Origin of the sequence: Paeniroseomonas aquatica (genome assembly GCF_030409335.1) — a bacterium.
GTDB lineage: Bacteria > Pseudomonadota > Alphaproteobacteria > Acetobacterales > Acetobacteraceae > Belnapia > Belnapia aquatica.
The window spans coordinates 1-22,300 of sequence record NZ_JAUFPN010000182.1 but is presented as its reverse complement, the minus strand read 5'-3'; the positions used below and the strand labels follow the sequence as shown (position 1 = coordinate 22,300).

Sequence of the window (22,300 nt, the reverse complement as noted above, 5' to 3'; positions counted from 1 at the left end):
AATCGGAGACACCCAAGTCATGCGTCGCCCCTTCCTCCTGCTCGCCGCCGTCGCCATGGCGCTGGCCCCGATGCTCGCGGACGCGCGGCCGGGCGGCGGTTCCTCCAGCGGCAGCCGCGGCAGCCGCACCTATAGCGCGCCGCCCGCCACCAATACCGCGCCGAGCGCCGCCCGCCCGATGGAGCGGACGATGGATACCCAGCGTTCGGCCACGCCGGGCGGCCAGCAGGCGGCCCGGGCCGGCAGCGGCCAGCCCAATCCCTCCGGCAGCTTCCTCACCCGCTCCCCCTTCATGGCGGGCATGATGGGCGGCCTGATCGGCGTCGGCCTCGGCGGGCTGCTCTTCGGCAACGGCCTGTTCGGCGGCTTCAGCGGCTTCGCCTCGATCCTCGGCCTGCTGCTGCAGATCGGCCTGATCGTGCTGATCGTCCGCTTCGCCATCGGCTGGTTCCGCCGGCGCCAGGAAGCGCAGCAGCCGGCGATGGCCGGCATGCCCCACGGGATGCCCGGTGGCATGGCGCGCGATGCCATGAACCAGGGCCCGATGCAGCGGGAAGCGATGGAGACCGGCCGTGGCCCGCTGGGCGGCGGCGGCGGTGCCCCGAGCAGCGCCATCCAGGTGACGCCGGCCGATTTCACCGCCTTCGAGCACACGCTGAAGGTGGTGAACGAGGCCTGGTCGCGGCAGGACGAGAGCGGCATGCGCTCGGTCGCCACGCCGGAGATGATGCGCTACTTCGGCGACGACCTGGCCGACCTGGCCAAGCGCGGCCTGCGCAACGAGACCAGCGAGGTGAAGCTGGAGCAGGGCGACCTGGCCGAGGCCTGGCGCGAGGGCAGCCGCGACTACGCGACGGTGGCGATGCGCTTCTCGCAGATCGACGTCACCCGCCGGCTCAGCGACGGCGTGGTGGTCGAGGGCGACCCCTCCCGCCGGGTCGAGGCGACCGAGCTCTGGACCTTCGTCCGGGTGCAGGGCGGCCCCTGGATGCTCTCGGCGATCCAGCAGACCCGCTGACCCACCGTCCCATTTTGGTCACAATCGCGCCGGCATCCTCGGAAGAGGGTGCCGGCGCTGTCGTAATTGTGGCGCCTCGGGGCCAGATCATGGCATGAAGATGGCAGACCTGCCGTTTTCGACCCAATTGCCTGGAGGGCCATCGATGATCGCGCTTTGCTTCATGGCCGTTCTCGCAGCGCTGGCCGGCCTCGCCACCGTCGGCCTGGCCCTCGGGCCGCTGAGCGCCGCGGCCTCCACCGCCCTGCTCGCCGCCCCCGCCTTCGGCGCGGTTTCGCTCGCCAGCGGCCTTGCCGCCGCGGTCGTCGCCATGCGGCGCTACGGCTGAAGCCCCGGCCGGCGGCCGCGAGGCCCCCGGCCCTGCGGCCCGGCTGCGGCCGCCGCGCCCTGGACGCGCCAATTCCCCGGTGCTAGCGCTGCACGAGGGCGGACAGCGGCCCTGAGCCGATCGGGGCAGCCTGCGTGAGCCATCCCTTCCAGCGTGACCGGCCCGGGCGGCGCCACCGACCCTGGTTGCGCGGGACGTCCTGTGCTACCCGCCCTGCGCCCGTGCGATACCCATCATGTTCCGCCGTCTGATCCGGCATCCCGCCAGCCAGGCGGCCATTTCCCGGCTGCTGGGGCTCTATCTGGCGCTGGTCTTCCGCACCACCCGCTGGACCCTGCTCGGCCAGGAGCACCTCCAGGCGGCGCTGGGAGCCGGGGCGGGGCGACCCATCCTGGCCGCCTTCTGGCACGAGCGCCTGCCGATGATGCCGATGCTCTGGCTGCGCGCGCGCGCGGCGGAGCCGCGGCTGGCCGGGGTGCAGGCGCATGTGCTGGTCTCCCGCCACCGCGACGGGCGCTTCATCGGCGAGGTGGTGCGCCGCTTCCGGCTGGTGATGGTGCATGCCTCCACCTCGCGCGGCGGCGCCGTCGGCATGCGGGTGCTGCTGCGGGTGCTCGGGCGGGGGGACATGGTGGTCATCACCCCTGACGGCCCCCGCGGCCCGCGCCGCCGGGCGGCGCCGGGCGTGGCGCAGCTCGCGGCGCTGGCCGGCGTGCCGGTGCTGCCCTGCGCCGCCCGGACCAGCCGGCTGCGGGTGCTGCCGAGCTGGGACCGCATGCTGCTGCCGCTGCCCTTCGCCCGCGGGGTGCTGGTGCTCGGCCCGCCGGTCGCGGTGGACCGCGCCGCGCCGCTCGATTCCCTGCCGGCCATCGAGGCGGCGCTGACCGCCGCCTGCGAGGCCGCCGACGCCTGGGTCGCCGCGTGACCGTCGCCGCCTGGGTCTGGGGCGGGCTGGCCCGCCTCGCCGCGCCGGCGCTGCCCTTCTACCTCCGCCGCCGGCTGGCGCGCGGCAAGGAACTCGCCGGCCGGCTGGAGGAGCGCCGCGGCGGCGGCGTGGCCCGGCCGCCCGGGCGCCTGCTCTGGCTGCACGCGGCCAGCGTCGGGGAGACGCTGTCGATCCTGCCGGTGCTGGAGGCGCTGGCCGCCCGGGCGCCCGGGGTGACGGTGCTGCTGACCACCGGCACGGTCACCGGCCTCGAGACGCTGGACCGCCGGCTGCCGCCCGGGCGCCGCGGCCGGGTGCTGCACCGCTTCGTGCCGCTCGACGTGCCGGGCTGGGCGGCGCGCTTCCTCGATGGCTGGCGGCCGGATGCCGCCGGCTTCGTCGATTCCGAGCTCTGGCCCAACCTGGTCTTCGCGGCACGGGCCCGCGGCATCCCGCTGGCGCTGGTGAACGGGCGGCTGTCGGAGCGCTCGGCCCGGCGCTGGCGCTGGGCGCCCGGCCTGGCGCGGAAGCTGATGGGCGCCTTCGCCCTGGTGCTGGCGCAGTCGCCGGGGGATGCCGCCCGCTTCGCCGCGCTCGGCGCCGGCGAGGTGCATGCCTGGGGCAACCTGAAGGAGGCGGCGGCGCCGCTGCCGGCCGACCCGGCGGCGCTGGCAGCGCTGCGGACGGCGATCGGCGACCGCCCGGTGCTGCTGGCGGCCAGCACCCACCCCGGCGAGGAGGCGATCGTGCTGGCGGCGCACCGCCTGCTGCTGGCCGAATTCCCCCGGCTGCTGACCCTGCTGGTGCCGCGCCACCCCGAGCGCGGCCGGGCGGTGGCGGCGCTGGCCGAGGGGCTCGCCGTGGCCCGGCGCGGCGCCGGCGAGCTGCCGGGGCCGGCGACCGCGGTCTATGTGATGGACACGCTGGGGGAGCTGGGCCTGGCCTACCGGCTGGGCTCGGTCGCGCTGGTCGGCGGCTCCCTGGTGCCGCACGGCGGGCAGAACCCGCTGGAGCCGGCGCGGCTGGGCTGCCCGATCCTGCTGGGGCCCTGGACGGGCAATTTCGCCGATCCGGTGGCGCGGCTGCTGCAGGCCGGCGGCGCGGTGCGGCTGGCCGGCGCCGAAGCGGGGGCGCTGGCGGCGGCGGCGCAGGCCGTGCTATGCAACCGGGACTATCGCCGAACCCTGGCACAAGCCGCCGCCGCCGCCATCTCCCCGGCGGCCGGCCTGCCGGGAGAGGTGGCCGAGGCGCTCCTGCGGCTGATGCCTGACACCGGGGCCGGAACCGGGCGGGCCGAGACCGCCCTGTGACGGGGACGCGCGGACTGCGCCGTTCCGGGACCCGTGGTGGGTCCCGGTGCCTGGGACGAGGACCGGTCTGATCCTGATGCGAAAACACGCTCATGCGCGCCCCTGAATTCTGGGGGGGCGATGGCTCCGGGCTGATGCCCCTGCTGCTCTCCCCGCTCGCCGCCCTCTATGGCGCGGCGACCGCCCGGCGGATGGCGCGGGCGGGCTGGCAGGCGCCGGTGCCGGTGATCTGCTGCGGCAACGCGACCGCGGGCGGCGCCGGCAAGACCACGGTCGCGCTCGACCTCGGCCGGCGGCTGGCGAACCGGGGCGTCGCGGTGCATTTCCTGCTGCGCGGCTACGGCGGGCGGCTGAAGGGTCCGGCCCGGGTCGACCCCGTGCTGCACGACAGCCAGGCGGTGGGCGACGAGGCGCTGCTGCTGGCGGCCGAGCGCCCGGCCTGGATCTCGGCCGATCGCGGCCTCGGCGCCCAGGCGGCGGTGGCGGCGGGGGCGCAGACCATCCTGATGGACGACGGGCTGCAGAACCCGACGCTCGAGAAGGACCTCTCGCTGCTGATCATCGACGGCAGCTTCGGCTTCGGCAACAACCGCATCATCCCGGCGGGGCCCCTGCGCGAGCCGGTGGCGGTGGCGGCGGCGCGCTGCCGGGCGGCGGTGATCATCGGCGAGGACGAGACCAACGCGGCGGCGCTGCTGCCGCCGCGCATGCGCATCCTGCGGGCGCACCTGCGGCCGGGGCCGGAGGCCGAGATGCTGGCCGGACAGCCGGTGCACGCCTTCTGCGGCATCGCCAACCCGAAGAAATTCTTCGCCACCCTGGCCGAGGCCGGGGCGGTGGTGGCCGGGCGCTCCGCCTTCGCCGACCACTACCCCTTCGATGCCGGGGACATGCGCGAGATCCTGGCCGAGGCGGAATCGCTGCGCGCCATCCCGGTGACCACCCGCAAGGATTTCGTCCGCATCCCCCCCGCCTTCCGCAGCCGGGTCACGGTGGTGACGGTGCGCCTCGAGTGGGAGGACACCGCGGCGATCGAGGCGCTGCTGGACCCGCTGGCGCAGCGGGTGCCGATCCCCGCCTGACCCCATGAAACGAGTCCTGTTCCAGGCCGAATACGCCGCGGCGCGGCTGCTGTTCGTCCTCGCCCGCTGGCTGGGACCGCGGCGCGCCTCCGACTTCGGCGGCTGGCTGGCGCGGTCGCTGGGGCCGCTGCTGCCGGTCTCGGGCGTGGCGCGGCGCAACCTGGCGCGGGCCCTGCCGCGGCTGCCGGTGGCCGAGCGCGCGGCGGTGCTGCGGGGGATGTGGGACAACCTCGGCCGCACCGTGGCGGAGATGCCGCATATCGCGGCGCTGCGCTGGGAGGTCGTCGGGGCCGAGCACCTGGCGCCGATCGCCGCCCGCGGCGGGCCGGCCATCATGGTCTCCGGCCACCTGGCGAATTGGGAGGTGCTGCCGCCGGCGCTGGCCGCGCTCGGCATCCGCATGGGCAGCGTCTACCGGGCGGCGGACAACCGGGCGGTGGATGCGCTGGTGAACGGCTGCCGCGCCGCCGCCATCGCCGGGGAGCCGCTGCCGCTGTTCCCCAAGGGCTCGGCCGGGGCGCGGGCGGCGCTGCGCTTCCTCGCCCAGGGCGGCGTGCTGGGCATGCTGGCCGACCAGAAGCTGAACGACGGCATCGCGGTGCCGCTGCTGGGGCTGCCGGCCATGACCGCCCCGGCGCCGGCGCAGCTGGCGCTGCGCTTCGGCTGCCCGGTGATCCCCGGGCGGATCGAGCGCCTGGGCCCCTGCCGCTTCCGCATGGTGGTCGAGCCGCCGCTGCCGCTGCCGGGCGGCGACAAGCAGGCGGCGATCCGGGCGCTGACCCTGGCGATCAACGACCGGCTCTCGGCCTGGATCACCGCGCGGCCGGCGGAATGGCTCTGGCTGCACCGCCGCTGGCCGCCGCCGGGGGCCCTGCCCGCCGCGGCGCCGCTGCCCGGCCTGGCGGCGGACGGCGAGCCGGTCGAGGGCCGGTAACGCAACTGTACCGGCTGGACGGTTGACGAACCGTCCAGCCGGTATAGTAGAGTGGCGGAATGATGGATGGCAGCACGCTCCCCGCGACCGACGCCCGCACCCGCATCCTCGATGCCGCCGAGGCGCTGGTCCGCGCCAAGGGGGTCGCCGGGCTGACGCTCGAGGCGGCGGCGAAGCTGGCCGGCGTCTCGAAGGGCGGGCTGCTGTACCACTTCGCCTCGAAGGAGGCGCTGCTGACCGGCCTGCTCGGCCGCATGGCCGAATTCGTGACCGCCGATTTCGCCGCCGGCGTCGCCGACCAGCCGGAGGGCCCCGGCCGGGTGGCGCGGGCGATGCTGAACTGGGGCTTCGGCCTGGCGCCCGAGGCGCGCAACGAGCGCTGCGACCGCGCCGCCGCGGTCTTCCTGGCGGTCTTCCACCACGACCCGGCGCTGCTCGACCCGATGCGGGCGGTGGTGGCGAGAATGCGCGAGGCGGTGATGGCGGACGGGCTGCCGCCCGGCCATGGCGGCGCCATCATGGCGGCCGGGGACGGGCTGTTCATGGCCCGGATCTTCGGCATGTACACGCCGACCCCCGAGGAGACGCGGGAGATGCATGCCGCGCTCTCGCGCCTGCTGGAGGCCTGACCATGCGCCTGCCAACCGCCCTCTTCGGCGCCTTCCTCACCATGAGCCTGGCCGGCGCGGCGGTGGCCGGCAGCCAGTTCCACCCCTCCATGCCCGGGATATTCGGCTTGCTCAGCGAGTTCCTGCACTGCGGCGAGGCGCCGGACGGCGCGATGCTCGCCTTCGACGTGCTGGACGAGGCCGAATTCCTGGAGCTGCTCGAAGGCACCGTGCCGGAGGCCGGAGACGGCATCCCGCCGCGGCCCGGGGACGGTGCCGGGCCGAAGGCGCCGGCGCGGTGAAACCGGTCGGCTGGGCCCTGGTCGGCCTGGCGCTGGCGGGGGGCCTGGGCGCCCTGGCCTGGGAGCGGTCCCGCGGCCGGCCGGCCGGGCCGGTGGCCGCCGCGGCGGCGGATGATGCCCCAGGGGTCGGTGCCCCAGGGGTCGGTGCCCCCGGGGTCGGTGCCTTGGGGCGGGTGGAGCCGGCCGGGCGCATCCGCACCCTGAACCAGCCCGGCGGGCTGTCCGTCAGCCGGCTGGACCGGCTGCTGGTGGCCGAGGGCGACCGGGTCGCGGCCGGGCAGGTGGTCGCCGAGTTCGGCGACGCCGCGCAGAAGGATGCCGCCATCGCCCAGGCCGAGGCCTCGCTCGCGCAGTCCCGCGCCGCGCTGGCGCGGATCCGCGCCGCAGGCCGGCCGGAGGAGGTCGAGGCGCAGCGGGCGCGGATCGAGGCCCTGCGCTTCGCCGAGGCCAGCCTGCGGCGGGACGCCGAGCGGGCCGAGGCGCTGGTGCCCTCGGGCGCCGGCGGCAAGGCGACGGCGGAGCGGGCGCGCTTCGCCGCGGCGCGGGCGGCGGCCGAGCGGGCCGAGGCCGCCGCCACCCTGCAGCGCCTGCTGGTGCCGCGGCCGGAGGACCTGGCGGTGGCCGAGGCGGAGCTCGCCATGGCCGAGGCCGGGGTGGCCAAGGCGCGGGCGGATGCGCGGCTGGCCCGGGTGATGGCGCCGATCGCCGGGACCATCCTCAAGGTCCATGCCCGGCCGGGCGACCAGGTCGGCAGCGAGGGGCTGCTGGAGATGGCGGACCTCGACCGGCTGGACGTGGTGGCCGATGTCTACGAGACCGACCTGCCGCGGCTGCGGCCGGGGGCCGTCGCCGAGGTGACGGTGCCGGGCGATCCGCGGCGCTACGCCGCGACGGTGCGGGAGATCGGCTGGCTGGTGCGGCGCACCACCCAGGCCGGGACCGACCCGGTGGCGGCGGTCGATGCCCGCACCGTGGAGGTGCGGCTGGCGCTGTCCGACGAAGGCCGGGCGGCGCTGGAGCGGCGCACCAACATGCAGGTCCAGGTGGCGATCCGGCCATGAACGCCATCCCCGGCCCGCCGCTGCTGCCCTGGGCGCCGGAGCTGAGCGGCGACGCCGTGCCCCCCGCCGCGCCGCCGCCGCGCCGGTCCCCCCTCGCCGGGCTGTACCTGCCGCTGCGGCTGGCCTGGCGGCAGCTGCGGGCGGAACGCGCCCGGCTGCTCTCGGCCATCGCCGGGGTGATGTTCGCCTGCGTGCTGGTCTTCATGCAGCTCGGCTTCCGCAGCGCCTTGTTCGACAGCGCGACGGCGCTGCCGCGGGCGATGCAGGGGGAGCTCTTCCTGCTGCACCCGCAGACCCAGGCGCTGTTCCGGCCGGAGCCGATGCCCCGTGTCCGGGCCTACCAGACCCTGGCCCTCGAGGCGGTGGCGCAGGCGGTGCCGATCTACCTGGCGCAGAGCAGCTGGCGGAACCCGGTCGATGGCAGCAAGCGCGCCCTGCAGCTCGTGGGCTTCGACACCGAGGCCGGGGCGGTCGCCTTCCCGGGGCTGGCAGGGCTGGTCGATGCGCTGAAGCGGCCGGATACCATGGCCTTCGACGACCGCTCCCGCCCGGAATTCGGCCCGATCGCCCGGATGCTGGCCGAGCACGGCCCCTTCATCGGCCAGGTCGGCAACCGCCGGGTGGAGGTGATCGGCACGGTCAGCCTCGGCGCCAGCTTCGGCGCCGACGGCAACGGCGTGGTCAGCGAGACCAACTTCCGCCGGCTGGTGAAGGAGCGGGCGGCGAGCAATACCGACCTGGTCGCGCTGCGGCTGCGGGACGGCGCCGACATCGGCGCGGCGCAGGCCCGGCTGGCGCGGCTGCTGCCGGGCGACGTGGTGGTGCTGACCCATGCCGAGCTGGTCGCCTGGGAGCGCAACTACTGGGAGACGGCGACGCCGATCGGCTTCATCTTCGCCTTCGGCAGCCTGATGGGGCTGATCGTCGGCATGGTGATCGTCTACCAGATCCTGTTCAGCGACATCGCCAGCCACCTGTCGGAATACGCCACGCTGAAGGCCATGGGCTATGCCAACGGCTACCTGCGGCGGGCGGTGATGGGGGCGGCGCTGATCCTGGCGGTGCTGGGCTTCATCCCCGGCCTCCTCGCCTCGATCGGGCTGTACCGGGTGGTGGAGGACGCGACCTTCCTGCCGATCGCCATGGATGCGACGCGGGGCGCCATCGTCTTCGGGCTGATCTTCGGCATGTGCGCCATCGCCGGGCTGCTGGCGATGCGGAAGCTGCGCGACGCCAATCCGGCGGACATGTTCTGATGGGCGCGCCGGTCGAGATCCGCGGCCTGTCCTATGCCTATGGCAGCGGTGATCTGGCGCGGCCGGTGCTGCGCGAGGTCGGCCTCGCCGTCGGCCCCGGCGAGATCGTGCTGCTGACCGGCCCCTCGGGCAGCGGCAAGACCACGCTGCTGACCCTGATCGGCGCGCTCAGGGCGATGCAGGCGGGCAGCTGCCGGGTGCTGGGCCAGGAGCTGGCCGGGGCAAAGGAGGCGCAGCGGGTGCTGCTGCGGCGGCGGATCGGCTTCATCTTCCAGCAGCACAACCTGCTGGGCTTCCTGACCGCGCGGCAGAACGTGGCCATGGCGCTGGAGCTGGACCCCGGCACGGACGAGGCCGGGCGGCTGGCCCGGGCGGGGCGGATGCTGGAGGCGGTCGGGCTCGGCGACAGGACGGAGTCGAAGCCGGCGCAGCTCTCGGGCGGCCAGCGGCAGCGGGTGGCCGTCGCCCGGGCGCTGGCCGGCGACCCCGGGCTGATCCTGGCGGACGAGCCGACCGCGGCGCTCGACCGCCAATCGGGCGGCGAGGTGGTGCGGCTGCTGCGCGAGCTGGCCAAGCAGCGCGGCGTGCCGATCCTGCTGGTGACGCATGACCCCCGCATCCTCGATATCGCCGACCGCATCGTGGCGATGGAGGATGGGCGCATCCTGCCTACGGAAAAGGCAGAACCGGCGCCGGCGGCCTGAATCGGCCCGGTCTTTTCGTTGACAGAGCGAAGCGGCAGCGGCGACCATCCTGGCGGGACATTCTCGACAGGGTAGGCAAGGAATCATGCTGGGACGAGGCTTCGCTGCCGCGGCGGCGCTCGCATGCGCGCTGTTCGCCACATCACCGGCCCTGAGCCAGCAGACGCTGCAGGCGGTCAGGGCGCGCGGCCAATTGGTCTGCGGCATCGGCACCGGCGTCGCCGGCTTCGGCCTGCCGGACAGCCGGGGCGTCTGGCAGGGCATGGACGTGGACCTTTGCCGCGGCCTCGCCGTCGCCATCTTCAACGACGCGAGCAAGGTGCGCTTCGCGCCGTTGTCGTCCTCGACCCGCTTCACCGCGCTCGGCGCCGGGGAGGTGGACGTGCTGTTCCGCACCAGCACCCAGACCATGCTGCGCGACGTCTCGCTCGGCCTGCGGCACGTGACGACCTACTTCTTCGACGGTCACGGCTTCATCGTGCGGACCGGCACCGTGCAGAAGGTCTCGGAGATGCGCGGCGCCACCATCTGCCTGGTGCAGGGCACGACCAACGAGCAGGTGACGGCGGACTACTTCCGCAGCATCAACACCCCCTTCAGCCCGGTGCTGTTCGAACGGACCGACCAGGCGACCGCGGCGCTGCAGGCCGGGCGCTGCGACAGCTTCGGCACCGATGCCTCGCAGCTCGCCGGCGTGCGCTCCACCATGGCGAACCCGGCCGACTGGACCATCCTGCCGGAGCGCTTCAGCAAGGAGCCCTACGGCGCCTACATCCGCCGCGACGACCAGCAGTGGTTCGACGTGGTGCGCTGGTACACCACCGCCCTGATCGAGGCCGAGGAGCAGGGGTTGACCCAGCAGAACGTCGAGGAGCAGCGCCGCACCAGCCCCAGCCCGAATACCCGCCGGCTGCTGGGCGTGACGCCCGAGCTGGGCGAGGCGCTGAAGCTCGACCGCGCCTGGGCCTACAACGTGGTCAGGGCGGTGGGCAATTACGGCGAGATCTACGACCGCTCCTTCGGCCCCGAGACCAGCATCGGCCTGCCGCGCGGGCCGAACCGGCTCTGGACCGACGGCGGGCTGATCTACGCCCTGCCGATGCGCTGACGCCCTTCAGGCGTCGACGGTGAGGGCGTCCCGGGCGGCCTTCTCGGCCGCCTCGGTGGCCTGGATCTCGCCGACCTTCTTCTCCACCAGGGAGACCACGTGGTCGACCATGGCGGCCTCGTCGATGGTGTGGTCGGTCTTGCCGGCGGCATAGATCATATGCCGGCCGGCGCCGCCGCCGGTCAGGCCGATGTCGGTCATGAGCGCCTCGCCCGGGCCGTTGACCACGCAGCCGATGATGGAGAGGGTCACCGGCGTCTCGATATGCGCCAGCCGGTCCTCCAGCGTCGCCACCGTGCGGATGACGTCGAAGCCCTGCCGGGCGCAGGAGGGGCAGGAGATGATCTTGACCCCGCGGTGGCGGATGCCAAGCGACTTCAGGATCTCCCAGCCGACGTGCACCTCCTCCTCCGGCTCGGCGGAGAGCGAGACGCGCATGGTGTCGCCGATGCCGGCCCAGAGCAGCGAGCCCAGGCCGACCGCCGACTTCACCGTGCCGGTGCGCTTGCCCCCCGCCTCGGTGATGCCGATGTGCAGCGGGTGGTCGCAGACCTCGGCGAGCTGCTGGTAGGCGGCGGCGGCGAGGAAGACGTCGGAGGCCTTCACGCTGATCTTGAACTCGGTGAAGTCGTTCTGCAGCAGGTGGTCGGCGTGCCAGAGCGCGCTCTCGACCAGCGCCTCCGGGTTCGGCTCGCCGTACTTCTCCAGCAGGTGCTTCTCGAGGCTGCCGGCGTTGACGCCGATGCGGATGGAGCAGCCGTAGTCGCGAGCCGCCTTGACCACTTCCTTGACGCGTTCCGCGCTGCCGATATTGCCCGGGTTGATCCGCAGGCAGGCGGCGCCGGCCTTGGCCGCCTCGATGGCGCGGCGGTAGTGGAAGTGGATGTCGGCGACGATCGGGACATTCACCTCGCGCACGATCTCGGCCAGCGCCGCCGTGCTCTCGGGCGTCGGGCAGGAGACGCGGACGATGTCGACGCCGGCGACCTCCGACTTGCGGATCTGGGCGATGGTCGCCGCCGCATCCTCGGTCGGGGTGTTGGTCATGGTCTGGACCGTGATCGGCGCGTCGCCGCCGACGAGGACCTTGCCCACCCGGATCTGGCGCGACTTGCGCCGGGTGATCATCTGGTAGGGGCGATAGCTCATGCGCTGGTTTCCCCAAGGGGTCGTGGCGATTGAATATGGCAGTGCGGGCGGCTTTGCCAAAGCGGCCGCGCGCACGTCCCGTCTATTGCGCCACCGGCCGGGGCGGCAGCGAGCCCGATCGCGGCACGGCGAGCGGGTTTCATCGAAGTGTCACGCCGCCCGGCGGACCAGGGCAGCGGCGGCCTGGCCGATGAGTTCGGCGATGATCTCGGCGGCGGGGGCCTCCCGGTCCACCATGCCGACGGACTGGCCGGCCATGAGGCTGCCGTTCTCCACATCGCCGTCGATCACCGCGCGGCGGAGGGCACCGGCCCAGAAATGCTCGATGTCGAGCTGCGCCGCCTCCTTGGTCAGTTCGCCCGACTGGAATTTCGCCAGCACCTCGGCCTGGTGCGCCATGAAGCGCTTGGTCCCGGCATTGACCAGCGCCCGCACCGGGATGACCGGGAAGCGCTCGTCGATCTGCTGGGTCGGCACCGCGTCCCGGGCATTGCCGCGCAGGAAGGCGCGCTTGAACAGCGGATGGGCGATGCTTTCCGTCGCGCAGACGAAGCGGGTGCCGAGCTGGACGCCGGCCGCCCCCATCTGGAGGAAGGACAGGATCGCCTCGCCCCGGCCGATGCCGCCGGCGACGAAGACCGGCACCTGCTCGGCCATGGCCGGCAGGATCTCCTGCGCCAGCACGTTCAGCGAGACCGGGCCGATATGCCCGCCGGCCTCGGAGCCCTCGATCACCAGCGCATCGGCGCCGGAGCGCACCAGCTTCTTGGCCAGCGCCAGCGCCGGGGCGAAGCAGACCACCTTGGCGCCGCCGTCCTTGGCCTTCTTGATGATGGCGCCGGAGGGGATGCCGCCGGCGAAGACGATGTGCCCGACCTTGGCCTCGAGGCAGGTATCCACCAGCTGCTCCAGCCGGGGGTGCATGGTGATGAGGTTCACGCCGAAGGGCCGCTGGGTCAGCGCCTGGGTGCCGGCGATCTCCTGCGCCAGCCGCTCCGGCTCCATCGCGCCGCAGGCGATGACGCCGAAGGCCCCGGCGTTGGACAGGGCGGCGACCAGGTTGCGCTCACTCACCCAGCTCATCGCCCCGCCCATCAGGGCGTAGCGGGCGCCGAAGAAGGCGGCGCCGCGGGCCATCAGCCGGTCGAGCTCGGCCATGCCGTCGGCCGGCACGGTGGGGGAGGTCGTGGGGGGGGGGGTCGTGGGGAGGATGCTGTCCATCGTCTCAGCCCGGGCCATCGAGGCCATAGGCGGTGTGCAGGGCGCGCACCGCGAGTTCGGTGTAGTCGGCGCCGACCAGGACGCTGACCTTGATCTCGCTGGTCGAGATGACCTGGATGTTGATGCCCTTGTCGGCCAGCGCCTGGAACATGGTGTTGGCGACGCCCGCATGGCTCCGCATGCCGACGCCGACGACGCTGATCTTGGCGACGTTGGGGTCGGCGACGATGCCCTCGAAGCCGATCTCCGGCCGCGCCTTCTCCAGCACGTCCTGGGCCCGGGCGAGGTCGGCCTTGCCCACAGTGAAGGTCATGTCGGTGCCGGCGTCGGCGCCGATGTTCTGGACGATCATGTCCACGTTCACGTTGGCCTTGGCCAGCAGGCCGAAGACATTGGCGGCGACGCCCGGCCGGTCCGGCACCCGCCGCAGGGTGACCTTCGCATCGTCCCGGGAATAGGCGATGCCACTGACGATGGGCTGTTCCACGATCTCGTCCTCATCCACCACCAGGGACCCTGGCTTGTCCTCGAAGCTCGACAGCACCTGCACCCGGACGCGCTGCTTCATCGCCAGCTCGACCGAACGGGTCTGCAATACCTTGGCACCGACCGAGGCCAGTTCCAGCATCTCCTCGTAGCTGATGCGGTCCAGCTTGCGGGCGCGGGGCACGATCCGCGGGTCGGTCGTGTAGATGCCGTCGACGTCGGTGTAGATGTCGCAGCGGTCCGCCTTCACCGCCGCGGCGATGGCGACCGCCGAGAGGTCCGAGCCGCCGCGGCCCAGCGTCGTCACCCGGCCCCGCGTCGGGTCGATGCCCTGGAAGCCGGCGACGATCGGCACCTGGCCCTGCTGCATGCGCTCGATCAGCGTGGCGCCCTCGATGCTCTCGACCCGGGCCTTGCCATGGGCGCTGTCGGTGCGGATCGGCACCTGCCAGCCCTGCCAGGACCGGGCATCGACGCCGAGCGCCTGCAGCGCGATGGCCAGCAGCCCGCTGGTCACCTGCTCCCCGGTGGCGACCACCGCGTCGTATTCCCGCGCGTCGTGCAGCGGGGAGAGCTCCTGGCACCACTTGACCAGCTGGTTGGTGACCCCGGACATGGCGGAGACCACCACGGCCACCTCGTGGCCGGCCTCCACCTCCCGCTGCACGCGGAGGGCGACGTTGCGGATACGGTCGAGATCGGCGACGGAGGTGCCGCCGAACTTCATCACGATGCGGGCCATGGCGGGCGTTCGGTCCGGAAAAAGAGGCCGCGGCAGCGGTGGCACAGCTTGCCGCCGCGGGAAGGGCGGCACAGATACCCATGTGGCTCCCCTGCTGCAACATTTGCCCGGGCGCGGCCGCGGAATAGCGGAAAGGATGGCGGCGCATGCCGGCGACAGGAACGGCCATCGACGCCGAGATCGCCAAATTCGACGGCCTGGCGGCGCGGTGGTGGGACCCTAAGGGGCCGATGGCGCCGCTGCACGCGATGAACCCGGCGCGCTGCGGCTGGATCGTCGCCCGGCTGGCCCGGCTGCACGGCCGGGACCCGGCCGGGCCGGCGCCGCTGGCCGGGCTGCGGGTGCTGGACGTCGGCTGCGGCGCCGGGCTGGCGAGCGAGGCCCTGGCCCGGGCCGGGGCGCAGGTGACCGGGCTGGATGCGGCGGCGACCGCCCTGGCGGTGGCGCGGGCGCATGCCGCGGCCGCGGGCCTTGCCATCCTGTACCGCCAGGGCATGCCGGAAGGGCTGCTGGCCGAGGGCGGGCCGCGCTTCGACGCGGTGGTGGCGCTGGAGGTGATCGAGCATGTCGCCGACCGCGAGGCCTTCTGCCGCCACCTGGCCGCGCTGATGGCGCCGGGCGGGGCGGTCTTCGTCTCGACCCTGAACCGCACCTCGCGGTCCTTTGTCATGGCCAAGATCGGCGCCGAGTACCTGCTGCGGCTGCTGCCGGTCGGCACCCATGACTGGCGGATGTTCGTCCGCCCGGCCGAGCTCGGCGCCGAGCTGCGGGCGGCGGGGCTGCGGGTGAGCGACATCACCGGCCTGATCCGCGACGCCCGGGGCGGCTGGAGCACTGGCCGGGACGTCGGGGTCAACTACCTGGTCATGGCGCGCTAAAGGGGCTTAGTCCGCCCGGGGCACCCAGGGGATGCGGGCGACCTCGATGCCCTCGTCGCGCAGCGCCTCGGCGTCGGCGGGGCTGGCCTCGCCGTAGATGCCGACCCGGTCGCTCTCGCCGCGGTGGATCCGGCGCGCCTCCTCGGCGAATTCCTTGCCGACGTAGTCGCAACTTTTTTCCACCTCGGCCCGGACCTTCTGCAGCAGGGCGACGAGCTGGGCCGGGACGGGGCCGGCCGCGGCGACCTGGGAGGGGGGGGCCTCGGCGGCGGCCGGCGCGGGCGCCGGGGCCGGCAGCGCGGCCGGCTTGCCGCGGCCCTTCTTCGGGATGGCCGGGGCCATCAGCTGCTTCACCACCTCGGTCGAGCCGCAGGCCGGGCACTCGACGAAGCCGGCCTTGGCCTGGGTGGCGAAGGCCGCGCTGTCCTTGAACCAGCCGTCGAACTCATGGCCCGCGCCGCAGCGCAGATCGTAGTGGATCATCCCAAGCCTTTCCGGTCCTGCGATCCGTTCCGCATAGCGTATGAATTCCGGGCGCGTCGAGTGCCGGGCGGGTGGCGCCGCCCGTCCCGGGTCAGGCGGCGAGCAGGGGGTCCAGCTTGCCGCCGCGGTCGAGCGCCGTCAGGTCGTCGGAGCCGCCGATGGCCTGACCGTCGATGAAGATCTGCGGGACCGTGGTCCGGCCGCCGGAGCGGGCGATGGCCTCCTTGCGGGCCGCGGAGCCGCTGGGGGCATCGATCTCCTCGAAGGCCACGCCCTTCCTGCCGAGCAGCGCCTTGGCGCGCTCGCAATAGGGACAGAAGAGGATGGTGTAGATTTCGACTTTGGGCATGGCGCCGATTTTGGCCGCCGGCGGGCCTGGTTCAAGGGCTGTATCGAACCCTTTCCGGATCGGCGCCGCGCCTCAGCGGCCGGGCAGCACGGCGATCCCGACCAGCGAGACCAGGGCGAAGATCAGGCCGAGGGCGGCGAGGAAGGCGGGGACGTCGCCCTGGTCGAGGACCGCCGCCGGCATCCGGCGCGCCGCCTGCGGGCTGGGCGGAATGGCGAAGGGGGAGCCCGCCATCCTCTCCTGCGGGTCGACCTCGGGCAGGTCCTGCGGCGCGGCGGGGGTCGGGCGGGTCGGCATGGGCGGGCGTCTCCGGCCAGGGGGGCCCGGGGCAGTCTCGCCGCGGATGCTGAAGGAAGGCTGAGGATCGCCCGGGGCCGCTCAGCCCGGCGGGCGGGACCTGGCCTGGGCTTCCAGCCGCGGGTCCGGCACCCGGGCGGCGGCCAGCACGTCCACCGCATCGGCGCCGGCGGCCAGCAGCAGCCGGGCGCAGGCCTCGGTGGTGGCGCCGGAGGTCAGGACGTCGTCCACCAGCAGCACGCGGCGGCCGGCGATGCGGGCGGCGCCGCGGCGCGAGAGGGTGAAGGCACCGGCCAGCGCCGCGGCGCGGTCGGCGGCGCCGAGCTCGCCGAGCGGCGGCGTCGGCTTCCGCCGGCGCAGCAGGTCCGGCAGGTGCGGCCTGCCCGCCATCCGGGCCAGCCGGGACGAGAGCAGCGCCGCCTGGTTGTAGCGGCGGGACAGCAGCCGGCGCCAGTGCAGCGGCACCGGCGCGACCACCTCCGCCCGGGCCAGCAGCGCGGCGCCGGCCCGGGCCATGTGGCGGGCCAGCGGCCCGGCCAGCTCGGTGCGGTCGCCGTGCTTGAAGGGCAGGATCAGCCGCTGCGCGCCGGCGTCGTAGCGCAGCGCCGCCCGGGCCGCGGCGAAGGCCGGCGGGGCGGCGTGGCAGGCCGGGCAGAGCGGCCCGACGGGGGAGGGCCGGCCCGCCCCGGCATGCGGGAAGGGCACGCCGCAGCAGGCGCAGAGCGGCGCGGTGACGAAGGAGAGCGTGCGGAAGCAGGCGGCGCAGAGCGCCCCCTGGTGGTCCACCTCGGCCTCGCAGGTCAGGCAGTGCGGCGGCAGCACCGCATCCAGCAGCCCGGTGCCGAGGCGGGCCATCCAGGGGCCGAGCTTCGGCAGGATCCGGGCCGCGGCGGTCATCGGGTGCCGAAGCGGGCGTCGCCGTCGCGCGCCACCTCATGCACCAGGTCGATCTCCCAGGAGAGGTATTCGCGCATCGCCGCCTCGACCCCGTCGTTGCGATCATAGGGGCGAAGGTAGGCATCGATGCAATCGGCATCGGCCGGGGTGCGGCGGTCCCTGGCCAGGGGCAGGCCGGCGGCCTTCCAGGCGGCGAGCCCGCCGGCGAGCAGCATCACCGGTGCCGCGGCCAGCGCCTGCAGCTCGGGCACCGCGAGGCGGGCGATCGCCTCGTCCGGGCCGGCGACCACCACGCGGCGCGCCCCGGCCAGCCGCGGGGCGAGGCCGGCGAGGCGGCTGCGGACGCCCCAGAGGGCGCCGGGGATATGCCCCTCGCGGAAGTCGGTGGAGCGGGAGAGCTGCACCACCTGGGCGCTGCCCTCGGCCAGCAGGGCGGAGAGCTCGGCCGGGGCGACGGTGGCGGGGCGGAGGGCGGCGGCCTCGGGGCAGGCGGGGGCGGGGTGGCCCTGCTCCAGCGGGCCCTCCAGGCCGTCCTCCAGCACGAAGACCTCCCACTGGCCGAGCTGGCGCAGCCAGCCGCCGGTCATCCGGGCGCGGACGCCGGTGTCGTCGACCAGCACGAGGCGGGCGCCGCGGACCGCGACCCAGTTGTCGGTCCCCTGCACGAGCTGCCCGCCGGGGGCGCTGCGGCTGCCGGGCAGGTGGCCGGCGGCGTATTCGGCCGGGTCCCGCACGTCCAGCACATGGGTGGTGCGGGCGGGATCGGCGAGCAGGGCGTCGAGCCCGGCGCGGTCGATGCGCCGCACCCCCCAGGCCTCGGCGAAGGCGCTGGCGCGGGCCAGCGCGGTGGGCAGCGTCCCCGGCACGCCGCGGGGATAGCTGGCGGTCTTGCCGTTCTCGCAGGAGAAGCCGGCCAGCTCCCAGCCCATGGTGCCGTTGCGCAGCGCCACGACCTTGTTCGGGATGCCGGCGGAGCGGAGGCTCTCGGCGCCCATGATGGAGCGGGTGCGGCCGGCGCAGTTCACCACGATGGTGGTCGCCGGGTCGGGGGCGATCTCGCCGATGCGGTAGACCAGCTCGCCGCCGGGGACGTCGATGGCGCCGGGGATGGACATGCGGTGGAACTCGTCCATCGGCCGGCTGTCGAGGATGACCATGTCCTGGCCCCCCTCCATCATCGCCTTGAGCTCGGCGGGGTCGACCGAGGGGGTGTGGTAGTGGTGCTCGACCCATTCCCCGAAGGCCTTGGAGGGGACGTTCATGCCGGAGAACAGGACATAGCCGGCGGCGGCCCAGGCCGGGGTGCCGCCGTCGAGCACCGCGACATCGGTGCAGCCGATGCCGGCGAGGAGGCCGGCCAGATGCTCGGCCAGGGGGCGCCCGGTCGGGCCCTGCTCGCCGCCGTCGACGCAGACCACGCGGGTGGCGGGGCGGGGGAGCAGCAGGCGGGCGCGGAGCTCGGCGCGGGAGAGGCCGCAGGGATTGGCCCAGAACAGGTGCGACCTGCCGAACTCGCCGTCTTCCCGGGCGTCGAGGATGGCGAGTTCCTGGCCGTCGTTGATCCAGGCCTTGAGGGTGGCGGGGGTGATCCGGCGCATGGGGGCGTCCCTTGGTGTGCGCGGGAGCCTAGCAGGGCCGCCGGAAAGCGGGAGGGGGCGCGGCGGGGCGCCTCAGACCCGCATCGGCATCAGCACGTAGAGCGCCTCGGGCTTGGCCGCGTCGGTCACCACCGTCGGGGCGCTGCCGTCGGCGAAGCGGAATTCCACGGTCTCGCCGATCTGGTCGGTGATGTCGTTGAGGTAGCGGGCCTGGAAGCCGATCTCGAGCGGCGAGTTCTCGTACTGCACCCCCTCGCCCTCCAGCTCCTCCTGCGCCTGGCCCTGCTCGGCCGAGGAGGCGGAGAGCAGCAGGTGGTTGCGCTCGAGGCTGAGCTTGACCGGGCGCGAGCGCTCCGAGCTGATCGCCGCCACCCGGGCCACGGCCTCGGCGAATTCCTTCTTGTTCACCCGCAGGATCTTGTCGTTGCCGCGCGGGATGACCCGGTCGTATTCCGGGAAGGTGCCGTCGATCAGCTTGCTGGTGAGCTGCACCGCGCCGATGTCGAAGCGGATCTTGGTGTCGGACAGGCGGATGGCGATCTCGTCCTGGGTCTCCTCGGCCAGCTTGCGCAGCTCGTTGACCGTCTTGCGCGGGATGATGACGCCGGGCATCCCGGCGGCGCCCTCCGGCAGCGGCTCCTCGACCCGGGCCAGGCGGTGGCCGTCCGTCGCCACGGCGCGCAGCACCGGCGTGCCCTCGCTCTCGGTCGCATGCAGGTAGATGCCGTTGAGGTAGTAGCGCGTCTCCTCGGTGGAGATGGCGAAGCGGGTGCGGTCCACCAGCTCGCGCAGCTGCCCGGCCGGCAGGCTGAACTGGTGCGGCAGCTTGCCCTCGGTCATGGAGGGGAAGTCCTCCACCGGCAGCACCGAGAGGTCGGTGTTGAAGCGCCCGGCGCGCAGCTTCAGCGCGGCATCGCCGCCGGCGTGGTCGAGCTCGACCTTGGCGCCCTCGGGCAGCTTGCGGACGATCTCGTACAGGGTCGCGGCCGGCGCGGTGGTGCGGCCGGGCCGGCTGATCTGCACCCCCGGCACCTCCTCGACCACCGCGATCTCCATGTCGGTCGCGGTCAGCTTCAGCACGCCGTCCTGGGCCGAGAGCAGCACGTTAGCCAGGATGGGGATGGTGTTGCGGCGCTCGACCACGCTTTGGACGTGCGCCAGCGCCTTGATCAGGATCGCCCGTTCGACCGTGAACTTCATCTGACCCAGGCTCCCCCGACATTCGCAACCGGCACCGCCGCCCACGCCTGCGCGGGACCGTCGGCCGCCAATCTAACAGTGTTGATTCACAAGGGTAAGATGGGCTTTTCAACCCTGGCTCAAGCCCCTCAGGTCTCCAGCATCTTCCGCAGCAGGGTCACGTCCTCGGCGAAGCCGGCATCGGCGGCCATCAGCTCCGCCACGCGGGAGACGGCATGCATGACCGTGGTGTGGTCGCGGTTGCCGAAGCGGCGGCCGATCTCGGGCAGGCTGCGCTGGGTCAGCTGCTTCGCCAGGTACATCGCCACCTGCCGCGGCCGGGCGACGTTCCGGGCCCGCCGGGCGCTGCTCATGTCGGTCAGGCGGATGTTGTAGTGGTCGGCCACCTTGCGCTGGATCTCCTCGATCGAGACCCGCTTCTCATGCGCCCGCAGCACGTCGTGCAGCACCTCGTGGGCGCCGTCGATGGTGATGGGCCGGCCGAACAGGTTGGCATGCGCGACCAGCCGGTTCAGCGCGCCTTCGAGCTCGCGGACATTGGCGGTGATCTTGTTGGCCAGCAGCTCCAGCACCTTGGGCGGCACCAGCACCTGCGCCGCGGCGGCCTTGGCCTGCAGGATCGACAGCCGCAGCTCGTAGGTGGTCGCGTGGATGTCGGCGACCATGCCGCAGCCGAGGCGCGTGCGCAGCCGGTCCTCGATGCCCGCGAGGTCCGAGGGCGACTTGTCCGAGGAGACGATGATCTGCTTGCCCTGGTCGACCAGCGCATTGAAGGTGTGGAAGAATTCCTCCTGCGTGTTGTCCTTGCCGATCAGGAACTGCAGGTCGTCGATCATCAGCACGTCGACCGCGCGGAGCGTCTCCTTGAACTCCATGGTGTTCTGCGAGCGCAGCGCCGCGATGAAGCGGTACATGAACTTCTCGGCCGACATGTAGGCGACCGTCCGCTGCGGGTCGTGCGCCCGGATCGCCCAGGCGGTCGCATGCATCAGGTGGGTCTTGCCCAGGCCGACGCCGCCGTAGAGGAACAGCGGGTTGAAGCCGGGGGAGGCCGGCTTCTCCGAAACGCGCCGTGCGCAGGCATGGGCGAACTCGTTCGGCTTGCCGACGACGAAGGTATCGAAGGTGAAGCGGGCCTCGAGCGGCACCACCCAGTCGGAGCGCGACTCGGGGGTGGAGCGCGGCTCGAGCCGCGGGGCCAGCGGCTCCGCCAGCCCGGCCGGCTGGCCCGCGGCCTCGGCCTGCGGGCGTTCCTCGACCCCGGCCAGGGCGGGCTCCGCCACCGGCGTCGCCGAGACGCGGATATCGATGCGGCGCACGCTCGGCTCCTCGGCGTGCCAGAGCACGCGCAGCCGGTCGCCGTAGTGGCTGTTCACCCAATCCCGCAGGAAGCGCGTCGGCAGCAGGATGACGGCATCCTCGCCCTCGATCCCGGCCAGGGTCATCTGCCGCAGCCAGGTGCGGTACTCGACCTCACCCACTTCTTCGCGCAGGCGGCCGCGGATGCGGGCCCAGCCGGCGGCCATATGTCCGGACGATTGGGGGGGCAAGCGGCCGGCCTCCTGTTCCATCCCTGCACACGCCAGCGCATGCCAGCCACCGCCACGCCCGGGACAGCGTCCCGGGGGTGGTGTCAGGCCTGACGGCGCTTTGGGAGATCTAGCTGCCCGTCAATCCGACAGGCGGGACGTTACCGCATCCTGAAAGTCCGGGTAAATAGTAACTTTCCGAACCATCGACACGGGACAGTAGCAGTCCAATAAAATCAGCAAGCAACGATGAATCGCTCAACATATGCTGCCGGACTTGGCAGTCACTATGAATAAGGATTTCTCAATATTGCGTCGCGGCAGTCAAACGGGCCCCGGCTGTCAAGAAATGACAGCAAAGGCCCGGTCATCAGGCCCCGATCGACTTCACACGGGCGGAAAGCCGCGACAGCTTGCGGGCCACGGTATTGGCGTGGAACACGCCCTTGGTGGCGGCCCGCTGCAGCTCGGGCTGCGCCGCCTTCAGCGCTTCCTGCGCCTGCGGCTTGTCACCGGTGGCGATGGCGTTTTCCACCTTGCGCAGGAAGGTCCGCACCCGGGACCGCCGCGCGCGGTTGCGGATCGTGCGCTTCTCATTCTGACGGATGCGCTTGCGGGCGGAAGCCGTGTTCGCCATGGCGGGTTATCTTCAACTCTGCACAAGGGTGATGGGGTGACGCAGGCCGACGTGCCACGGGCCCGGAGCCTGCGTAAGGAACGGGCTTCTACCGTCCGCCCCCCCGCCGCGTCAAGCGAGCGATCCATGAGTCGGGGAGGGGCGGGGGGCGGCCGGGGTCTAGGGTCTGTGACCGGACTGTCTGGCTAACCGGTCTGG

The 22,300-nt window shown here is 73.4% G+C and carries 24 protein-coding genes; 13 read left to right on the top strand and 11 right to left on the bottom strand.

The window, feature by feature from the left end; genetic code table 11:
• The first annotated feature begins 19 nt into the window (after positions 1 to 19).
• The 12 genes from QWZ14_RS20365 to QWZ14_RS20310 all read left to right on the top strand — a co-directional run bounded on the left by QWZ14_RS20365 (position 20) and on the right by QWZ14_RS20310 (position 10,636).
• Positions 20 to 1,018: a Tim44 domain-containing protein gene (locus QWZ14_RS20365; RefSeq protein WP_290318689.1), complete on the top strand. Its 999-nt coding sequence runs from the start codon at positions 20 to 22 to the stop codon at positions 1,016 to 1,018.
• A 163-nt stretch (positions 1,019 to 1,181) separates the two neighbouring features.
• Complete coding sequence (locus tag QWZ14_RS20360; RefSeq protein WP_290318688.1) at positions 1,182 to 1,346, top strand: hypothetical protein; 165 nt, start codon at positions 1,182 to 1,184, stop codon at positions 1,344 to 1,346.
• A gap of 235 nt (positions 1,347 to 1,581) precedes the next feature.
• The gene (locus QWZ14_RS20355) at positions 1,582 to 2,271 is read left to right on the top strand and encodes a lysophospholipid acyltransferase family protein (RefSeq protein WP_290318687.1); all 690 of its coding nucleotides are present in this window, start codon (positions 1,582 to 1,584) and stop codon (positions 2,269 to 2,271) included.
• On the top strand, positions 2,268 to 3,581 hold the full coding sequence (locus QWZ14_RS20350; RefSeq protein WP_290318686.1) for a 3-deoxy-D-manno-octulosonic acid transferase: 1,314 nt from the start codon (positions 2,268 to 2,270) through the stop codon (positions 3,579 to 3,581). The genes QWZ14_RS20355 and QWZ14_RS20350 overlap by 4 nt, the downstream gene beginning before the upstream one ends.
• A 92-nt stretch (positions 3,582 to 3,673) precedes the next feature.
• The gene (gene lpxK, locus QWZ14_RS20345; protein ID WP_290318685.1) at positions 3,674 to 4,663 is read left to right on the top strand and encodes a tetraacyldisaccharide 4'-kinase; all 990 of its coding nucleotides are present in this window, start codon (positions 3,674 to 3,676) and stop codon (positions 4,661 to 4,663) included.
• Positions 4,664 to 4,667: 4 nt separating this feature from the next.
• A complete protein-coding gene (locus tag QWZ14_RS20340; protein WP_290318684.1) occupies positions 4,668 to 5,597 on the top strand; it encodes a lysophospholipid acyltransferase family protein in 930 nt (309 codons plus the stop codon).
• 59 nt (positions 5,598 to 5,656) lie between these two features.
• Complete coding sequence (locus QWZ14_RS20335; RefSeq protein WP_290318683.1) at positions 5,657 to 6,226, top strand: TetR/AcrR family transcriptional regulator; 570 nt, start codon at positions 5,657 to 5,659, stop codon at positions 6,224 to 6,226.
• Positions 6,227 to 6,228: 2 nt separating this feature from the next.
• Positions 6,229 to 6,507, top strand: coding sequence for a hypothetical protein (locus QWZ14_RS20330; RefSeq protein ID WP_290318682.1), 279 nt, complete (start codon positions 6,229 to 6,231; stop codon positions 6,505 to 6,507).
• A complete protein-coding gene (locus QWZ14_RS20325) occupies positions 6,504 to 7,568 on the top strand; it encodes an efflux RND transporter periplasmic adaptor subunit (protein WP_290318681.1) in 1,065 nt (354 codons plus the stop codon). Before QWZ14_RS20330 ends, QWZ14_RS20325 begins: the two co-directional genes overlap by 4 nt.
• The gene (gene devC, locus QWZ14_RS20320) at positions 7,565 to 8,824 is read left to right on the top strand and encodes an ABC transporter permease DevC (RefSeq protein ID WP_290318680.1); all 1,260 of its coding nucleotides are present in this window, start codon (positions 7,565 to 7,567) and stop codon (positions 8,822 to 8,824) included. Before QWZ14_RS20325 ends, devC begins: the two co-directional genes overlap by 4 nt.
• Positions 8,824 to 9,528, top strand: coding sequence for an ATP-binding cassette domain-containing protein (locus QWZ14_RS20315; protein WP_290318679.1), 705 nt, complete (start codon positions 8,824 to 8,826; stop codon positions 9,526 to 9,528). The genes devC and QWZ14_RS20315 overlap by 1 nt, the downstream gene beginning before the upstream one ends.
• An 85-nt stretch (positions 9,529 to 9,613) precedes the next feature.
• Positions 9,614 to 10,636, top strand: coding sequence for an amino acid ABC transporter substrate-binding protein (locus tag QWZ14_RS20310; RefSeq protein ID WP_290318678.1), 1,023 nt, complete (start codon positions 9,614 to 9,616; stop codon positions 10,634 to 10,636).
• Between the two features lie 6 nt (positions 10,637 to 10,642).
• Here the strand turns inward: QWZ14_RS20310 and ispG are convergent, their stop codons facing one another.
• The 3 genes from ispG to QWZ14_RS20295 form a co-directional block, all read right to left on the bottom strand.
• Positions 10,643 to 11,785, bottom strand: a complete 1,143-nt coding sequence (ispG, locus tag QWZ14_RS20305) for a flavodoxin-dependent (E)-4-hydroxy-3-methylbut-2-enyl-diphosphate synthase (protein WP_290318677.1) — start codon at positions 11,783 to 11,785, stop codon at positions 10,643 to 10,645.
• Between the two features lie 150 nt (positions 11,786 to 11,935).
• Complete coding sequence (locus QWZ14_RS20300; protein ID WP_408903730.1) at positions 11,936 to 13,024, bottom strand: NAD(P)H-dependent flavin oxidoreductase; 1,089 nt, start codon at positions 13,022 to 13,024, stop codon at positions 11,936 to 11,938.
• Entirely contained in the window at positions 13,011 to 14,234 is a 1,224-nt protein-coding gene (locus tag QWZ14_RS20295; RefSeq protein ID WP_290318676.1) for an aspartate kinase, read from the bottom strand. The genes QWZ14_RS20300 and QWZ14_RS20295 overlap by 14 nt, the downstream gene beginning before the upstream one ends.
• A 146-nt stretch (positions 14,235 to 14,380) precedes the next feature.
• Between QWZ14_RS20295 and ubiG the strand changes: the two genes are divergently transcribed.
• Entirely contained in the window at positions 14,381 to 15,112 is a 732-nt protein-coding gene (gene ubiG / locus QWZ14_RS20290; protein WP_290318675.1) for a bifunctional 2-polyprenyl-6-hydroxyphenol methylase/3-demethylubiquinol 3-O-methyltransferase UbiG, read from the top strand.
• Between the two features lie 6 nt (positions 15,113 to 15,118).
• On the opposite strand, the gene QWZ14_RS20285 is transcribed toward ubiG, so the two are convergent.
• The 8 genes from QWZ14_RS20285 to rpsT all read right to left on the bottom strand — a co-directional run bounded on the left by QWZ14_RS20285 (position 15,119) and on the right by rpsT (position 22,102).
• Entirely contained in the window at positions 15,119 to 15,595 is a 477-nt protein-coding gene (locus QWZ14_RS20285; RefSeq protein WP_290318674.1) for a DUF1178 family protein, read from the bottom strand.
• A gap of 91 nt (positions 15,596 to 15,686) precedes the next feature.
• Positions 15,687 to 15,944: a glutaredoxin 3 gene (gene grxC / locus QWZ14_RS20280; protein ID WP_290318673.1), complete on the bottom strand. Its 258-nt coding sequence runs from the start codon at positions 15,942 to 15,944 to the stop codon at positions 15,687 to 15,689.
• A gap of 72 nt (positions 15,945 to 16,016) precedes the next feature.
• Complete coding sequence (locus tag QWZ14_RS20275; protein WP_290318672.1) at positions 16,017 to 16,241, bottom strand: hypothetical protein; 225 nt, start codon at positions 16,239 to 16,241, stop codon at positions 16,017 to 16,019.
• 81 nt (positions 16,242 to 16,322) lie between these two features.
• The gene (locus QWZ14_RS20270; RefSeq protein WP_290318671.1) at positions 16,323 to 17,138 is read right to left on the bottom strand and encodes a ComF family protein; all 816 of its coding nucleotides are present in this window, start codon (positions 17,136 to 17,138) and stop codon (positions 16,323 to 16,325) included.
• Complete coding sequence (locus tag QWZ14_RS20265; protein ID WP_290318670.1) at positions 17,135 to 18,736, bottom strand: rhodanese-like domain-containing protein; 1,602 nt, start codon at positions 18,734 to 18,736, stop codon at positions 17,135 to 17,137. Before QWZ14_RS20265 ends, QWZ14_RS20270 begins: the two co-directional genes overlap by 4 nt.
• 72 nt (positions 18,737 to 18,808) lie before the next feature.
• Positions 18,809 to 19,936 carry a DNA polymerase III subunit beta gene (dnaN, locus tag QWZ14_RS20260; RefSeq protein ID WP_290318669.1) on the bottom strand — a complete coding sequence of 376 codons (1,128 nt, stop codon included), beginning with the start codon at positions 19,934 to 19,936 and terminating at the stop codon, positions 18,809 to 18,811.
• Positions 19,937 to 20,064: 128 nt separating this feature from the next.
• Positions 20,065 to 21,507, bottom strand: a complete 1,443-nt coding sequence (gene dnaA, locus QWZ14_RS20255) for a chromosomal replication initiator protein DnaA (protein WP_408903728.1) — start codon at positions 21,505 to 21,507, stop codon at positions 20,065 to 20,067.
• A 328-nt stretch (positions 21,508 to 21,835) separates the two neighbouring features.
• The gene (rpsT, locus tag QWZ14_RS20250; RefSeq protein ID WP_290318668.1) at positions 21,836 to 22,102 is read right to left on the bottom strand and encodes a 30S ribosomal protein S20; all 267 of its coding nucleotides are present in this window, start codon (positions 22,100 to 22,102) and stop codon (positions 21,836 to 21,838) included.
• Positions 22,103 to 22,300: the final 198 nt, after the last annotated feature.

Excerpts from the sequence above, each read along its gene's own strand:
- dnaA (WP_408903728.1), bottom strand. The coding sequence starts at position 21,507 with ATGGAACAGGAGGCCGGCCGCTTGCCCCCCCAATCGTCCGGACATATG.
- QWZ14_RS20355 (WP_290318687.1), top strand. The coding sequence starts at position 1,582 with ATGTTCCGCCGTCTGATCCGGCATCCCGCCAGCCAGGCGGCCATTTCC.
- devC (WP_290318680.1), top strand. The coding sequence starts at position 7,565 with ATGAACGCCATCCCCGGCCCGCCGCTGCTGCCCTGGGCGCCGGAGCTG.
- QWZ14_RS20295 (WP_290318676.1), bottom strand. The coding sequence starts at position 14,234 with ATGGCCCGCATCGTGATGAAGTTCGGCGGCACCTCCGTCGCCGATCTC.
- QWZ14_RS20360 (WP_290318688.1), top strand. The coding sequence starts at position 1,182 with ATGGCCGTTCTCGCAGCGCTGGCCGGCCTCGCCACCGTCGGCCTGGCC.
- QWZ14_RS20275 (WP_290318672.1), bottom strand. The coding sequence starts at position 16,241 with ATGCCGACCCGCCCGACCCCCGCCGCGCCGCAGGACCTGCCCGAGGTC.
- QWZ14_RS20270 (WP_290318671.1), bottom strand. The coding sequence starts at position 17,138 with ATGACCGCCGCGGCCCGGATCCTGCCGAAGCTCGGCCCCTGGATGGCC.
- QWZ14_RS20330 (WP_290318682.1), top strand. The coding sequence starts at position 6,229 with ATGCGCCTGCCAACCGCCCTCTTCGGCGCCTTCCTCACCATGAGCCTG.
- QWZ14_RS20365 (WP_290318689.1), top strand. The coding sequence starts at position 20 with ATGCGTCGCCCCTTCCTCCTGCTCGCCGCCGTCGCCATGGCGCTGGCC.
- QWZ14_RS20315 (WP_290318679.1), top strand. The coding sequence starts at position 8,824 with ATGGGCGCGCCGGTCGAGATCCGCGGCCTGTCCTATGCCTATGGCAGC.
- ispG (WP_290318677.1), bottom strand. The coding sequence starts at position 11,785 with ATGAGCTATCGCCCCTACCAGATGATCACCCGGCGCAAGTCGCGCCAG.
- dnaN (WP_290318669.1), bottom strand. The coding sequence starts at position 19,936 with ATGAAGTTCACGGTCGAACGGGCGATCCTGATCAAGGCGCTGGCGCAC.
- QWZ14_RS20265 (WP_290318670.1), bottom strand. The coding sequence starts at position 18,736 with ATGCGCCGGATCACCCCCGCCACCCTCAAGGCCTGGATCAACGACGGC.
- ubiG (WP_290318675.1), top strand. The coding sequence starts at position 14,381 with ATGCCGGCGACAGGAACGGCCATCGACGCCGAGATCGCCAAATTCGAC.
- QWZ14_RS20300 (WP_408903730.1), bottom strand. The coding sequence starts at position 13,024 with ATGGCCCGGGCTGAGACGATGGACAGCATCCTCCCCACGACCCCCCCC.
- QWZ14_RS20340 (WP_290318684.1), top strand. The coding sequence starts at position 4,668 with ATGAAACGAGTCCTGTTCCAGGCCGAATACGCCGCGGCGCGGCTGCTG.
- QWZ14_RS20310 (WP_290318678.1), top strand. The coding sequence starts at position 9,614 with ATGCTGGGACGAGGCTTCGCTGCCGCGGCGGCGCTCGCATGCGCGCTG.
- grxC (WP_290318673.1), bottom strand. The coding sequence starts at position 15,944 with ATGCCCAAAGTCGAAATCTACACCATCCTCTTCTGTCCCTATTGCGAG.
- rpsT (WP_290318668.1), bottom strand. The coding sequence starts at position 22,102 with ATGGCGAACACGGCTTCCGCCCGCAAGCGCATCCGTCAGAATGAGAAG.
- lpxK (WP_290318685.1), top strand. The coding sequence starts at position 3,674 with ATGCGCGCCCCTGAATTCTGGGGGGGCGATGGCTCCGGGCTGATGCCC.
- QWZ14_RS20335 (WP_290318683.1), top strand. The coding sequence starts at position 5,657 with ATGATGGATGGCAGCACGCTCCCCGCGACCGACGCCCGCACCCGCATC.
- QWZ14_RS20285 (WP_290318674.1), bottom strand. The coding sequence starts at position 15,595 with ATGATCCACTACGATCTGCGCTGCGGCGCGGGCCATGAGTTCGACGGC.